Consider the following 14,628-nt stretch of genomic DNA (forward strand, 5'->3'; position numbering starts at 1 on the left):
CGGCGGTCAGCCCTGCGCCGGCTCGTGGCGTACCGGGCGCTGCCTGCGCATCCCCCGGTACGCCACGAGCCCGAGCGCCACCACGACCACCACCGACAGCGGCCCCGCGTACTGCAGCACCCAGCTGTGCCCGTCGGGGTCGAAGACCTCCTGCCGCGGCCAGCCCACGTTGACCAGCATGAACACGCCGAACACGACGGCCACCACGTTCACGGGCAGGCCCCAGCGGCCCAGGGTGAAGTAGGCGGGGTCGGGGACGTGGCCGGGGTTGCGCCGCAGCCGCTGCCACAGCAGCGGCACCGTCACGAACAGGTAGGCCAGGTAGACGATCACGACGGACACGCTCGTGACGGTGGCGAAGACGCTGGTCTGGCCCAGGTTGATCAGCAGCACCCCGATCGAGAGCACCCCGACGACGACGCCGGGCAGGATCGGGGTGTGCGTCCGCGGCGACACCGCGGACAGCGCTGCGGAGAAGGGCAGCCGCCCGTCTCGGGCCATCGAGAACATCACCCGGGTCGCCGACGCCGAGATGGCCAGCGCCGCCGAGAAGATCGAGATCGCGACCACCGCCAGCACGATCCGGCCGAGTACGTCGCCGAGCTGGGCCGTCACGACGTAGGAGATGCCCTCCGCCGACAGCTGCGGCGACATGATGTCGGGGGCCGCCATCAGGGTGGCGAGGATGAGCAGCCCGCCGCCCGCCCCGGAGATCAGCATGCAGCGCGTGATCGCCTTCGGCGCGGTGCGGCGGGGGTCGTTGGTCTCCTCCGACAGCTCCGCGGCGCTGTCGAAGCCGTACATCACGTACGCGGCCATGAGCATCGAGGCCAGGAACGGGAAGACGTAGGGCCCGTCGCCCTGCACCCCGTTGGTCTCGAACACCACGGACGGGCCGCGCTGGGCGTGCAGGAACAGCAGCACGATCACCAGCAGCACCCCGGCGATCTCGAACGTCACGCCGATCCGCGTGATCAGCGCCATCCTGGTGACGCCGAAGGACGCGATCGCGACGCACAGCGCGATGCAGACGGAGCCGAGGATGATCGCGTTCCGCGCCCCGTCGGGCGAGGTGGGGGAGGGGTCGGTGCCGACCAGCTGGAAGCCGCTCCACACCGCGGGCAGCACGGCCTGCAGCGCGATCGCGATCGCGGCGACGCTGATGATGTAGCCGATCTGCATCAGCCAGCCGGCCATCCAGCCCACCGGGTCGGTGGCGACGCGGCGCGACCACTGGTAGATCGCGCCGGCCACCGGGTAGCGGGCGGCGAGCTCGGCGAACACCAGGCACACGGCGAACTGCCCGACGAAGACGATCGGCCACGTCCAGATGTAGGCCGGGCCACCGAAACCGAAGCCGATGGTGAAGAGCTGGAACACCGTGGTCAGGATCGAGACGAACGAGAACCCCGACGCGAACGAGGAGAACGGGCCGAGCCCGCGGTGCAGTTGCTGGGAGTAGCCCAGCGCTGCCAGGTCGTCGGAGTCGGGACGCGCGGTGCCGGGCGCGACGGCGGTCACGAGTTGCGGTCCTTGCGGGCTGCCGGCAGGTGCCCCGAGCGCACGAGGCAGCCGAGGGTGTCGCAGATGACCCGGGTGGCGATCAGTGCCGTGATCTCGGCGTTGTCGTAGGGCGGGGAGCACTCGACGACCTCGATGCCGGCGAGCGGACGCGCGTCGGCGATGATCTGGATGAACTTCAGCACCTCGCGCGGCAGGAAACCGCCCGGCTCGGGCCAGCCGGTGCCGGGCACGAACGCCGCGTCGAGGCAGTCGACGTCGAACGAGAGCCAGACGGCGTCGGCGCCGTCCCACGCCACGTCGAGCGCGCGTTGCGCGGCGTCCTCGATGCCCATCTCGACGCAGTCGGTGACCGTCATGATCGTGGTGCCGCGCTCGCGGCCCACCTTCACACCGGGCCGTGGGGCCTGCCAGCCGCCGATGCCGATCTGCACCAGGTTCTTCGCCGGGACGTTCGGGAGATCCGTGGCGTGGAACCACGGCGTGGTGTGCATCCGCTCGTCGAGGTCGGTCTCCTGGGTGTCGACGTGGCGGTCGAAGTGGATGATCCCGAGATTGCCGCCGTTCAGGTGGGGTGCGACGCCGCGGGTGGTGGGGTAGCCGATCGAGTGGTCGCCGCCCAGCACCACCGGGAACGCGCCGCTCTCGTACACGTGCGACACGGCCTTGGTGATCTGGTCGAACGTCTTCTCGATGTTGCCGGGGATCGTGAAGATGTCGCCGAGGTCGCCGATGGTGATCGACTCCCGCAGGTCCACCCCGAGCTCGAAGCTGTACGGCCCGTAGAGCGCGGAGATCTTGCGGATGCCCTGCGGCCCGAAGCGGGTGCCGGAACGGTAGGTCGTGCCGCCGTCGAACGGGGCGCCGAGCACGGCGACGTCGTACTCGCCGCAGCGGCGCACGTCCTCGACGTAGGGCGCCTTGAGGAAGGTGTTGATTCCGGCGAAGTGCGGCAGCTCGCCACGGGAGAACGTGGGGATGCGCCGGTCGACGATGGAGTCGGCGCCCTGCAGCCCGAGCTCCAGGCCGCGGGCCACCTCCTCCTCCCACTTCGTGGAGGGCAGGCCCGCCTCGGCCTGGACGGCGAACGCCGCCTCGGGGCCGTAGTTGTCGTGGATCTGGCCGTCGGTGGTCCGATCGGGCTGCTGGGGGTGGTAGTGCACGACGCTCCTCACGGTGGGGGGAACCGACCGCGAGCAGCCGGTGCCACCAGCTGTCTCCCGGGCTTTTGTCCCGCCGTGGGGGCGGCCGCACCTGCCGCGACCGCCTGCGTCTCTCGGACCAGACCCCCCGTGACCGGGGGCGGAACCCTAGACGCGCCTCACGCGTGTGAGTCCCGACCAGTAGAGGCACGCCGTGTTGCCGACATGCGCCGCCACCGTTACCCGCTTGTGAATCCGATCTCCGGCCGGGGCTCGTGGGGGCGGGCGTAGGCTGAGGGCGTAGGCCCCGCCGGGGGCGATCGTCCCGGGTAGGGGTCTGTCTGCGTTGCCCACCTCCACCTCCGCGAGGGGTATCCCGAACCGTGGCCAAGCTCTCCGGTCTGCTCCGCTCCGCCCTGTCCGACCCCGATCTGCGCGCCGTGGTGGACGCCGCACGCGACGCCCGCACCACCACCGCCGAGGTGCCCGCCCTCCGGATCGAGGGCCCCGCAGCCTTGCGCCCCGTCCTCGCCGCCGCCTTCGGCACCGCGGCGGACGCGGGCGGCGCGGGCCGCACCGTCCTCGCCGTCACCGCCACCGACCGGGAGGCCGAGGACCTCGGCGCCGCCGCGGCCGACCTGCTCGACGCCGGTTCCGTTGCCGTCCTCCCGTCGTGGGAGACGCTGCCGCACGAGCGGCTCTCGCCCCGTCCGGACACGGTCGGCAGGCGGCTGTCGATCTTCCGCAGGCTGGCCCGCCCCGAGACCGCGCCCCGCGTGGTGGTCACCGCGGCCCGCAGCCTCATCCAGCCCATCGCGCCGGGCCTGGGCCGGCTCGACCCCGTCCAGCTGCGGGTGGGCGACACCGCCGACTTCGAGGCGCTGCTCGTCCGGCTCGTCGAGCTCGCCTACACGCGCGTCGAGATGGTCACCACCCGCGGCGAGTTCGCGGTGCGCGGCGGCATCATCGACATCTTCCCGCCCACGGCGGAGCACCCGGTCCGCGTCGAGTTCTGGGGCGACGAGGTGACCGAGCTTCGCTACTTCGCCGTGGCCGACCAGCGCTCCGTCGCGCCCGTCGAGGAGCTGCTCGCGCCGGGCTGTCGGGAGCTGCTGCTCACCGAGCCGGTGCGGGAGCGCGCCGCCGCGCTGGCTCGTGCCCACGAGAACAACCCGCAGCTGCGTGAGCTGCTGGAGCACCTGGCGCAGGGCATCCCGACGGAGGGCATGGAGTCGCTCGTCCCGGCGCTGGTCGGGGGCGAGCTGGAGCTGCTCACCGACCTGCTGCCGGCGGACGCGGTCGTGCTGCTCGCCGACCCGGAGCGGATCCGCACCCGCAGCGCCGACCTGGTCCGCACGGGGCAGGAGTTCCTGGAGGCGAGCTGGTTCGCCGCCGGTACGGGTGGCTCGGCGCCGATCGACGTCGGTGCGTCGGCCTACCGCGACCTCGACGACGTCCTCGACCACGCCACGGCCACCGGGCGCCCGGTGGTCACCCTCAGCCCGCTGCTGAGCGGGCGCGAGGACGCGCTCGCGCCCGCCGTCCACGAGGTGGAGTCCTACCGGGGCGACACCGACCGCGCGCTGGTCGACCTGCGGGCCCACGTGACGGCGGGCGGCACCGCCGTCCTCGTGGTCGGCGGCCAGGGCACCGCGCAGCGCTCACTGGAGCAGATGCGGGAGGCCGACGTCCCGGCCACGCTCGTCGACCGGCTGGCAGAGGCGCCCGAGGCCGGCCTGGTCACGGTCACCTGCGGACGGCTGACCGAGGGCTTCACGGCCACCGCGAGCTCGCTCGCCGTGCTCAGCGAGGCCGACCTCACCGGCAACCGCACCGGGCAGGCGGAGACCCGGAAGCTGCCGAGCAGGCGGCGGGTCACCGTCGACCTCGTGACGCTCAAGCCCGGTGACCACGTCGTGCACTCCCAGCACGGCATCGGCAAGTTCGTCGAGATGCGCGAGCGCACCGTCGGCGGCGCGACCCGCGAGTACCTCGTGCTCGAGTACGCGTCGTCCAAGCGGGGCCAGCCCGCCGACCGCCTCTTCGTCCCCACCGACTCCCTCGACGAGATCAGCCGCTACGTCGGCGGCGAGGTGCCCACGCTCAACAAGCTCGGCGGCGGCGACTGGGCCAAGACGAAGGGACGCGCCCGCAAGGCCGTCCGGCAGATCGCGGCGCAGCTGGTGCAGCTCTACGCCGCGCGGCAGTCCTCGCCCGGCCACGCGTTCGCCGGCGACACCCCGTGGCAGCGCGAGCTCGAGGACGCCTTCCCGTTCACCGAGACCCCCGACCAGCTCGCGGCGATCGAGGAGGTCAAGCAGGACATGGAGCGCCCGGTCCCGATGGACCGGGTGATCTCCGGCGACGTGGGCTTCGGCAAGACGGAGATCGCGGTCCGGGCGGCGTTCAAGGCCGTGCAGGACGGCAAGCAGGTGGCGGTGCTCGTGCCCACCACGCTGCTGGCCACCCAGCACCTGCAGACCTTCTCCGACCGGATGCGCGCCTTCCCGGTCACCGTGCGCGGTCTCTCGCGGTTCACCGACGCGGCCGAGGGGAAGCAGACGATCGAGGGCCTCGCCGACGGCACGGTCGACGTCGTGGTCGGCACCCACCGCCTGCTGCAGACCGGCATCCGATGGAAGGACCTCGGCCTCGTGATCGTCGACGAGGAGCAGCGCTTCGGCGTGGAGCACAAGGAGCACATCACCGCCCTGCGCACGTACGTCGACGTGCTCACCCTCAGCGCCACGCCCATCCCGCGCACGCTGGAGATGAGCCTCGCCGGCATCCGGGAGATGTCCACGATCACCACCCCGCCCGAGGACCGCCACCCCACGCTCACCTACGTCGGCGCCTACGACGACAAGCAGGTGGGCGCGGCGATCCGGCGTGAGCTGCTGCGCGACGGCCAGGTGTTCTACGTGCACAACCGCGTCTCCACGATCGACCGCGCCGCGCGGAAGATCCGCGAGCTGGTGCCGGAGGCGCGCATCGCCGTGGCGCACGGGCAGATGAACGAGGACCTGCTGGAGCGCACCGTCGCCGGGTTCTGGCACAACGAGTTCGACGTGCTCGTCTGCACCACGATCGTCGAGAACGGCCTCGACATCTCCAACGCCAACACGCTCATCGTCGAGCGGTCCGACACCCTCGGGCTCTCCCAGCTCCACCAGCTGCGCGGGCGCGTGGGGCGTGGCCGGGAACGCGGGTACGCGTACTTCCTCTTCCCCCCGGAGCACCCGCTCACCGAGACCGCGCACGACCGCCTCGCGACGATCGCCCAGCACAGCGAGCTCGGGGCCGGCACGGCGGTGGCGATGAAGGACCTGGAGATCCGCGGCGCGGGCAACATCCTGGGCGCCGAGCAGAGCGGCCACATCGCGGGCGTCGGGTTCGACCTCTACATCCGGCTGGTCGGCGAGGCCGTCGCCGCGTTCCGGCAGCAGGCGGGCGCGGGCGAGGGCGAGGACGTCGAGCAGCTCGCCGACGTGCGGGTGGACCTCCCGGTGGACGCGCACGTCCCGCACGACTACGTCACGGGCGAGCGGCTGCGGCTGGAGGTCTACCGCAAGATCGCCGAGGCCGGCGACGGCCAGGCGCTCGACGCGATCGTCGAGGAGCTCACCGACCGCTACGGGGAGCCGCCCGCGGCGGTGCGCAACCTGCTCGCCGTCGCGGCGTTCCGCCAGACCTGCCGATCGCTGGGCGTCGCGGAGGTGGCGGTGGCGGGCAACGGCATCCGCATCGGTCCGGTGGACCTGCCCGACTCGGCGCAGATGCGGCTCAAGCGGTTGCACCCGAAGGCCGTCTACCGCCCGGCCGCGCGGGCGGTCGTCGTGCCGAAGCCCGTGGAGAGCGGCCGGATCGGCGGAGCGCCCCTGCGCGACGTCGAGCTGTTGGAGTGGTGCGCGAAGCTCCTGCGCGACCTCTTGTCCCCGGCAAAGGTGCCGGCCGCCGTCTGACCTTTCCCGAACGGGGGACGGGCGGTAACGCCGGCCGTCTCCCGGGAGAGGTTCCAGACAGGAGCCCTCCTGGGAACGGCCCGGGGCAGGGCATGACATCCGGAGCGTCGCGTGTCCGTTCCCCACCCGGAGCCCCGGCCGTCCTCCGGCCCGATGCTCTCGCGTCGCGCCGTGCAGACCGGGGCCCCCGCCCTTGCCACCTACGGCCAGCGGGTGGGTGCGTTCCTCATCGACGTCGGCATCCCGACCGGCCTGCTGATCACCGTCCTGATCGCCGCGCTGCTCACCCGCGACCTGCGGATGATCACTGTCGTCTACGTCCTGGCCGCGGTCGTGTCGATCGTCTTCCTGCTGTGGAACAGCGGGTACCGCCAGGGCACCTCCGGGCAGAGCATCGGCAAGATGGCGCTCGGCGTGCGGCTCGTGGCGACGGACACCGGGCTGCCGGTGGGGTTCCGGCGCGCGGTCGGGCGCCAGTTCGCCCATCTGCTCGACGGGCTGCCGCTCGGCCTCGGCTACCTGTGGCCGCTCTGGGACGAGGAGCGGCAGACCTTCGCCGACAAGGTGTGCTCCACGCTGGTGGTCCAGGCCGACTTCTGACCCGTCCCGCCGCGTTGTGAGGTCACCGACGGGGCCGGACGGTACGGGCGCCGGTGGCCGGGGGTCGAGGCCGTGAAAGAGTGTGGCCCGTGCGCAGGCAGGTGGGGCGCGTCGCAGTGGCCGTAGCGGTCGTGGGCGCAGTGGTCAGTGGGTGCGGCGGGCCGGATCAGGCGGGGTCGGCGGTGATCGTCGGCAGTGATGCCGTGCCGCTCGGGCAGGTCCAGTCGCAGCTCGACACCGCGCTGGCCAAGACCGACCAGATCGCCCAGATCACCGCGCAGGGGGGCACGACGGCCGACCTCGCGCGCAGCATCGTCACCCGCGAGGTGCTGCACGACCTGCTGCAGCGGCGCGCCGCCGCCGAAGGCATCGTCGTGACCGACGCCCAGATCGACGCCGAGCTCGCCGGCAGCGGCGGCACGGACGCGGTCGTCGACGGGTCGCTCTACGACGCCACGACCCTGCGCCAGCGGGTGCGCGACGACCTCACCGCCGCACAGCTGGCCCAGCGCTCGGTGGGTGGCCTCGCCGTCACGGTCGACCTGGTGGGAGCCACCTCCCGCGCCGACGCCACCGCGAAGGCCCAGACGCTCGCGGCGGGCGGCCCGGCCGCCGACGCGCTGTTCAACGATCCCCGCATGTCCGAACGGGGCACCAGCGTGCAGGCCGCGTCGAACCCGAACGAGGCGAGCAGCGTGCTGTTCGGGGTGCCCAAGGGGTCCGTGGTCGCGTTCCAGCCCAACCCGCAGGAGAGCACCTGGATCGTCTTCCGGGTGACCGACCGGCGCACCGACGCCCCGTCCGACCCGGCCACGGTCAGCAACATGAGCCAGTCGCAGCTCACCGCCATCGGCGAGCGGCTGCTGCAGCCCGACGCCGAACGGGTGGGGGTCCGGGTCAACCCGCGCTACGGGGTGTGGGACCCGATCCAGCTGCGCGTGGTCGCCGAGGACCAGCAGGCGGGCATCGTCCTGCAGCCGGGGTCCACCGCGCCGGCCGCAGCTCCGGCCACCGCGGGCTGAGCGGTGGCCTCGCGCACCGTCGTCGTCCTCTCCGCCCGCACGCCGCACGCCGTCCCGGCCGCCGCGCTCCCCGCGCTGCGGGCCGCTGCGGTCGTGGTGGCGGACGCGTCGGTCTCGGACGAGGTGGCCGCTGCCGCCGGCGCGTCCCGGGGCGAGGACGTCCCGGACGGCGGGGTCCTGCTCACCACCCACGACGCGCACCCGATGCTCGCGGTGGCCGACACCGTGATCCGGGCGCCCGAGGTGCCGGGCGCGGCGCTGCTCGACGCCGTCGCCGTGATGGACCGGCTGCGCTCGCCGGGAGGCTGCCCCTGGGACGCCGAGCAGACCCACGCGTCGCTGCTGCAGTACCTGGTCGAGGAGTGCTACGAGCTCTACGAGGCCATCGAGGACGGTGACCGGGACGCGATGCGTGAGGAGCTCGGCGACGTCCTGCTGCAGGTGCTGTTCCACGCCCGGATCGCCGCGGAGCCCGGCCTCACCGGGCAGGCGGCTCCCTTCGACATCGACGACGTCGCGGCCGACCTCGTCGCGAAGCTCGTCGGACGGCATCCGCACGTCTTCGCCGGAACCGAGACGATCGACACCGCGCAGGGCCAGGAGCACCGCTGGGAGGAGCTCAAGCGCGCCGAGAAGCGCCGGGAGTCCAGCGTCGACGGCGTGCCGCTCGGCCAGCCCGCCGTCGCGCTCGCGGCGAAGCTGACCAGCCGCACCGCGCGCGCCGGCCTGCCCGCCGAGCTGCTGCCTGCCGGGCCGGGTGTGGGCGAGCAGCTGTTCGCGGCGGCCGCTGCGGCCAAGCTCGCGGGCATCGATCCCGAGGCCGAGCTCCGCGGCGCCGCCCGCCGCTTCGCCGACGACGTGCGGGCCGCCGAGCGGGCCGCCGCGGCGGCCGGTGCCGACCCGCACTCGCTCGACACGGCCGCCTGGGAACGCCACTGGCCGCGCCGGCCGGGCAGGTCGTCGCGTGGAACCGACGGCGACCCCACGACCGCCTGAGATCGATAACCTGATCGGGTGGCTGTCCGGAACGCTCCGAATGCTCCCCGTCGCCGTTCCGGTGTCGCCGTGCTGGTGCTGGTCCTCGCGGTGGTCGGGCTCATCGCCGGGGTCGTGCTCGTCGGGTGGGAGGACGACGGTGCCCGGCGTGCCGACAACTCGCTGACACCGGCCGACGTCGCCCGCAACACGCCTGTCCCGCAGCCGGCGCCCCTGCAGTCGGGTCTCGACCTCACCGCATGGGCGGCGGGAGTCGCCGAGCGCAGCCACGTGCCCGCCCGGGCGTTGCGGGCCTACGGGGCGGCCGAGCTGTCGGAGCGGGCCGCCACGCCGGGCTGCCGGCTCTCCTGGACCACCCTGGCCGCGATCGGCCGCGTCGAGTCCGACCACGGACAGCTGGGCCGCGCCGCCCTCGGCGCCGACGGCGTGCCCCGGCCGTTGATCATCGGCGTGCCGCTGGACGGCGCGCGGGGCACCAAGGAGATCCGCGACACCGACGGCGGCCGCCTCGACGGGGACCGGATCTACGACCGGGCCGTGGGGCCGATGCAGTTCCTGCCCACCACCTGGACCCGTTACGGCGCCGACGGCAACGGCGACGGCGTGCGCGACCCGTTCCAGATCGACGACGCCGCCGCGGCCGCCGCGGCCTACCTGTGCGCCGACGGGCGCGACACGGCCAGCGGAGCGGGCTGGTGGGACGGCGTGCTGACCTACAACCGGTCGGTCTCCTACGCGCGGCTGGTGTGGGCGGCGGCGGACCGCTACGCAGGAGCGGCCGCCCCCTGACCGCGCCGCCGCCATCCGCCGGTCAGACCTCCAGCAGGTGCTGGCCCCAGTAGTCCCCCTCGGCGAGGCCCGCGGGGCAGGCGAACACCGCTGAGCTCGTGTGCTCGATGTACTCCATCAGCACGTCGGACTTGGCCAGCGCCCGCTGCATCGGCACGAACTGGCTGTGCGGGTCGCGCATGAACGCGAGGAAGAACAGGCCGGCGTTGAGGTGTCCCTGACCGTCGCTGCCGTCGACGAAGTTGTAGCCCCGCCGCAGGATCTTCACCCCGCCCAGCGACTCCGCCGACGCGAGACGGATGTGCGCGTCCACCGGGATCCGGGGCTTGCCGTCGGTGCCGGTCGCGGCGAAGTCGATGGGGTCGAACTCCGCGGTGGCTCCCAGTGGAGCACCCTCGCCCTTGGTCCGGCCGATGATCACTTCCTGCTCGGCCAGCGACGTGCGGTCCCAGATCTCGATGTGCATGCGGATCCGGCGGGCCACCAGGTAGGTACCGCCGTCGAGCCACGCGGGGCCGTCGCCCGGCTGCACCCACAGCTGCCGTTCGAGGTCGGTGGGGTCCTCGGCCTTGAGGTTCCTGGTGCCGTCCTTGAAACCGAACAGGTTGCGGGCCGTGGCCTGCTCCGTGGAGGTCGACGAGGTGCGCCCGAACCCCAGCTGCGACCAGCGCACCGTGGTGGTGCCGAAGCCCATCCGGACGAGGTTGCGCACCGCGTGTACCGCCACCTGCGGGTCGTCGGCACACGCCTGGATGCACAGGTCACCGCCGGACAGCGCGGGGTCGATCTGGTCCCGGGTGAAGCCCGGCAGCTCCGCGAGCCCCGCCGGGCGCCGGCCAGCCAGCCCGAAGCGGTCGACGCCGTCCTTCTCGAACAGCGACGCGCCCACGCCGAACGTCAGGGTCAGGGACGACGCGGGCAGCCCGAGCGCCTCACCGGTGTCGGCCGGGGGCGCCTGCGGGTTGAGGTTGACCGCACCACCCGGCGCCGCCTCGGCGCCCGCCGTCATCCGCTCCGCCGCGGTGGTCCACTTCTGCAGCAGCGACCGCAGCCGCTCGCGGTCGCCGGTGGTGACGTCGAGGGCGACGAAGTGCAGCCGGTCCTGGGCAGGCGTGACGATCCCGGCCTGGTGCGCGCCGCGGAAGGGCACCACCCCCGGACGGGGCGGGGAGTCCGCGGCCGACCCCGCCGAGCCGACCGCGAAGCCGGTGGCGGCGCCGACGCCGGCCAGCGCGGCGCCCGCGCCCGTCCAGCCCAGCAGCCGCCGTCGGGATATCGGTGTCACGACGTGACGACCCCGGCGACCTGGCTCACCGGCTCCCCGAGCGCGTCGACGGCCTCGGCCATCTTCCGCGTGTCGTCCGGGGTGAGCCGGGTGTAGAGCACGTACCCGTCGCCTGCGCGGTAGCCCTCCAGCAGCGTGTCGACCGCGGCGAAGCGCTCGTCGAGCGTCGGGCCGAGGGTCGGGTCCTTGTCGTCGAGCACCGGACGCAGCGCGGCGACCGCGGCCTGCGAGCCCTCGACGTTGGCCTTGAAGTCCCACAGGTCGGTGTGCGAGTAGCGGTCCTCCTCACCGGTGATCTTCCCGGTGGCCACCTCGTCGAGCAGTTCCTTCGCGCCGTTGGCCAGCTGCACGGGTGTGAGCTCGACGGTGCTCACGCGGCTCTGCAGGTCCTTGATGTCCGCCAGCAACCGGTCGGCGATCGCCGCCGAGTCGGGCTGCAGGCCGTCGACCCAGAGGTCCTTCTCCAGGCGGTGGTACCCGGTGAACGCGACGCCGGGGTCGCGTTCGTCGTCCTCACGGCCGTCGATCTTGGGGTCGATGTCCCCGAACGACTCCGCCACCGGCTCGATGCGCTCCCAGTAGGTGCGCGAGACCGGGAAGAGCGCCTTGGCGCCCTCGACGTCCTGCCGCTTCACGGCGTCGACGAACTCCTGCGTCTTCGGCACCAGCGCCTCGATCTGCGAGGTGACGTAGCGGTGGTAGCCGGCGGTGGCCTCGGCGAGCTTGGTGTTCTCGTCGACGGAGCGCGCGGCCGTGCCGGTGACGGTGAAGGGTCCCCGGATGCCGTCGCCGACCATCCCCGGCTTGCACGCGGTGGTGTACGTGCCGCCGTCGGGCACCTCGACGATGAGCTGGCGCGTGAGGCCGGGACCGACGTTCTCGACCTCACCCATGATCCGGTCGCCGGTGCCGAGGAGGTAGAACTCGGTGACCTTGCTGCCGGTGTTGTTCACCGTGAAGGTGATCTTCCCGGCGGGCGCCTCGGTGGCGCCGACCTCGCAGGCGTCGTCGGCGGCCCGGACGGCGATGGGGCCGCCCGCGGCGCCGGCGTTCGTGGCCGGTGCCGTGCTGGTGCAGCCGGCGAGGGCGGCCACGGCCAGCGCGGCGGTGGGGATCCCGGCGCGGACTCTGCGGGACATCATGCTCCTAGACGATCGGGGTGGAGAGCGGTCACGACGGGCTGGTGGCCGCCGCGGCGGGCCGGGCGCTGCGCTGGGGCAGCAGGAACAGGGTGAGAACGACGGCCACGTACGCGACCCACACGATCGCCTCGAGCACGGTGGTCTGCGGGGAGAAGTTGAAGACGCCCTTGAGGAGGGTGCCGTACCAGGAGTCCGGCGGAACGGCGGCGCTGACGTCGAAGGCCAGGGTGGTCAGCCCCGGGAGGATGGCGGCCTCCTGCAGGTCGTGCACGCCGTAGGCCAGGATCCCGACGGCCACGAAGATCAGCAGGATGCCGGTGACGGTGAAGAACCTGGCCATGTTCAATGTCACGGCGCCGCGGTAGATGAGGTACGCGAGCACGATCGCCACGGCGATCCCGAGCAGGAACCCGATGAGCGGCTCGGTGGTCTCGCCTGCGGCCTGGGCCGCGGCGAAGAAGAACACCGCCGTCTCGAGGCCTTCCCGGCCCACGGCCAGCGCGGCCATGACGACCACGGCGGCGGGTCCCATCCGGATCGCGTCCTCCAGGCGTCCGCGCAGATCGGCCGAGATGGAGCGGGCCGCGCGGCGCATCCAGAAGATCATCCAGGTGACGAACCCGACGGCGATGATCGACAGTCCCCCGCCGAATGCTTCCTGTGCCTCGAACGTGAGTGCCTGCTGAGTGAGGGTCAATGCAAGCGTGACGCCGCCGCTCACCACGACGGCGACAGCGACCCCGAGCCACACCTTCGGCAGTTCGGAGCGCCGTCCGGTGCGCACCAGGAATGCGACGAGAATGCTCACCACCAGAGCTGCCTCGAGGCCTTCCCGAAGGCCGATGAGGGCATTTCCGAGCAATGGGATTCCCTTCTCCGCACGGCGTATTAGGTCAGGCTCGCCAGAATCGGACCGAGGGTAGCCTCAGCGAACCTGGGGAGGAAAGGGGCAGCCGGGTGTGAGCTGCGCCAACCGCCCTCACCTGTCCGAGTTGCACGTTTCGGGTGGGTTCAGGGCGCTCTGCGATGCGCGATCGTTACGCCGTGAAGATCAACTGCTCGGCTCGACCTGGCCGGTTGGTGGGGTGGTCCGAGGCGCCGGCGGACCGGCTCTCGCCTGCGGGCGGCGGGGGAGCCCGGCGACTGCCGTCCGAATGATCCAAACCTGGGCTCAGCTGTGTATTTGTGAAGAATGGCCCGGAATTGTTCTCGCGTTGACACCCAGCTCAGGGAAACCTAACTTGGGTTCGAGATAGGTAACCCTGATCTCCGTTCCGCACGCCTTTACGAAAGTGGGTCGACGCTGTGCTCGCGACCTTTGTGATCGGCCTTCGGGAGGGTCTCGAAGCCGCTCTCATCGTCGGCATCATCGCCGGTTTCCTGGCCAACCAGGGCCGCCGCGACGCGCTGCGCCAGGTGTGGCTGGGGGTGGGTGCCGCCGTCGTCATCTGCCTGGCCGTCGGCGTGGTGCTCGAGCTCGTCACCGCCGACCTGCCCCAGGCGGGGCAGGAGGGCCTCGAGACGCTCATCGGCCTGTTCGCCGTCGCCATGGTCACCTACATGATCATCTGGATGCGGCGGCACGCCCGCTCGATGCGCCTGGAGCTCGAGACGTCCGCCACCGCGGCGCTGGCCCGGGGCTCGGCAGGCGCACTGGTCGGAATGGCGTTCCTCGCCGTGCTCCGGGAGGGCTTCGAGACCGTCGTGTTCCTGCTGGCCGCCTTCCAGGCCAGCACCTCCCCGCTGGAGGCCGGCGGCGGCGCCCTCATCGGGGTGCTCGTCGCGGTCGCGCTGGGCTACGGCATCTACCGCGGAGGTCTCCGGCTCAACCTCGCCCGGTTCTTCCGGGTCACCGGTGCGGTGCTCGTCATCGTGGCGGCGGGCCTGCTCATGACGGCCGCGCACACCGCCCACGAGGCGGGCTGGCTCGACATCGGGCAGCAGCGCGCGGCGGACCTGTCCGTGCTCGTGCAGCCCGGTACGCCCATCTCCTCGCTGGTCACCGGCGTGCTCGGGATCCAGCCGTTCCCCACGGTCGTCGAGGTGCTCGTCTGGGTGCTCTACGCCGTGCCCCTGCTCGCCTACGTGCTGTGGCCGCAGCGGCGGCCCACGCGCCGGTCCGCGGCGGAACCGCAGCCCGCACCCGAGCCGAGCCGCGGCTGAGCCCTG

Annotated in this window: 11 protein-coding genes and 1 riboswitch; of the genes, 6 read left to right on the forward strand and 5 right to left on the reverse strand. The window is 72.6% G+C overall.

Annotated elements, in window-relative coordinates; genetic code table 11:
- Positions 1 to 6 precede the first annotated feature (6 nt).
- Both ACQPZA_RS03885 and ACQPZA_RS03890 read right to left on the reverse strand, forming a co-directional pair.
- Positions 7 to 1,521: an amino acid permease gene (locus tag ACQPZA_RS03885; protein WP_433278433.1), complete on the reverse strand. Its 1,515-nt coding sequence runs from the start codon at positions 1,519 to 1,521 to the stop codon at positions 7 to 9.
- Positions 1,518 to 2,684, reverse strand: coding sequence for an agmatinase family protein (locus ACQPZA_RS03890; RefSeq protein ID WP_433278435.1), 1,167 nt, complete (start codon positions 2,682 to 2,684; stop codon positions 1,518 to 1,520). The genes ACQPZA_RS03885 and ACQPZA_RS03890 overlap by 4 nt, the downstream gene beginning before the upstream one ends.
- Positions 2,685 to 2,736: 52 nt before the next feature.
- Positions 2,737 to 2,846: riboswitch (guanidine-I (ykkC/yxkD leader) on the reverse strand.
- A 200-nt stretch (positions 2,847 to 3,046) separates the two neighbouring features.
- Between ACQPZA_RS03890 and mfd the strand changes: the two genes are divergently transcribed.
- The 5 genes from mfd (at position 3,047) to ACQPZA_RS03915 (ending at position 10,032) form a co-directional block, all read left to right on the forward strand.
- A complete protein-coding gene (gene mfd, locus ACQPZA_RS03895) occupies positions 3,047 to 6,625 on the forward strand; it encodes a transcription-repair coupling factor (RefSeq protein ID WP_433278437.1) in 3,579 nt (1,192 codons plus the stop codon).
- 111 nt (positions 6,626 to 6,736) lie between these two features.
- Positions 6,737 to 7,225, forward strand: coding sequence for an RDD family protein (locus tag ACQPZA_RS03900; RefSeq protein WP_169396496.1), 489 nt, complete (start codon positions 6,737 to 6,739; stop codon positions 7,223 to 7,225).
- A gap of 89 nt (positions 7,226 to 7,314) precedes the next feature.
- Entirely contained in the window at positions 7,315 to 8,247 is a 933-nt protein-coding gene (locus tag ACQPZA_RS03905) for a SurA N-terminal domain-containing protein (protein WP_433278439.1), read from the forward strand.
- 3 nt (positions 8,248 to 8,250) lie between these two features.
- Complete coding sequence (locus ACQPZA_RS03910; RefSeq protein WP_433278441.1) at positions 8,251 to 9,243, forward strand: MazG family protein; 993 nt, start codon at positions 8,251 to 8,253, stop codon at positions 9,241 to 9,243.
- A gap of 18 nt (positions 9,244 to 9,261) precedes the next feature.
- Positions 9,262 to 10,032 (forward strand): lytic murein transglycosylase, encoded by a 771-nt coding sequence (locus ACQPZA_RS03915; protein ID WP_433278442.1) that lies wholly within the window; start codon positions 9,262 to 9,264, stop codon positions 10,030 to 10,032.
- Between the two features lie 22 nt (positions 10,033 to 10,054).
- Here the strand turns inward: ACQPZA_RS03915 and efeB are convergent, their stop codons facing one another.
- Genes efeB through efeU (ACQPZA_RS03930) form a run of 3 tightly spaced genes read right to left on the reverse strand, consistent with a single transcriptional unit; the run spans position 10,055 to position 13,321 of the window.
- The gene (efeB, locus tag ACQPZA_RS03920) at positions 10,055 to 11,317 is read right to left on the reverse strand and encodes an iron uptake transporter deferrochelatase/peroxidase subunit (protein WP_433278444.1); all 1,263 of its coding nucleotides are present in this window, start codon (positions 11,315 to 11,317) and stop codon (positions 10,055 to 10,057) included.
- The gene (gene efeO, locus ACQPZA_RS03925) at positions 11,314 to 12,456 is read right to left on the reverse strand and encodes an iron uptake system protein EfeO (protein ID WP_433282670.1); all 1,143 of its coding nucleotides are present in this window, start codon (positions 12,454 to 12,456) and stop codon (positions 11,314 to 11,316) included. Before efeO ends, efeB begins: the two co-directional genes overlap by 4 nt.
- Positions 12,457 to 12,487: 31 nt before the next feature.
- The gene (gene efeU / locus ACQPZA_RS03930) at positions 12,488 to 13,321 is read right to left on the reverse strand and encodes an iron uptake transporter permease EfeU (RefSeq protein ID WP_433278446.1); all 834 of its coding nucleotides are present in this window, start codon (positions 13,319 to 13,321) and stop codon (positions 12,488 to 12,490) included.
- A gap of 443 nt (positions 13,322 to 13,764) precedes the next feature.
- On the opposite strand from efeU (ACQPZA_RS03930), the gene efeU (ACQPZA_RS03935) reads away from it, so the two are divergent.
- The gene (gene efeU, locus ACQPZA_RS03935; protein ID WP_433278448.1) at positions 13,765 to 14,622 is read left to right on the forward strand and encodes an iron uptake transporter permease EfeU; all 858 of its coding nucleotides are present in this window, start codon (positions 13,765 to 13,767) and stop codon (positions 14,620 to 14,622) included.
- Positions 14,623 to 14,628 lie beyond the last annotated feature (6 nt).

It is taken from the genome of Pseudonocardia xinjiangensis, assembly GCF_050948425.1.
Classification (GTDB): Bacteria; Actinomycetota; Actinomycetes; order Mycobacteriales; family Pseudonocardiaceae; genus Pseudonocardia; species Pseudonocardia xinjiangensis.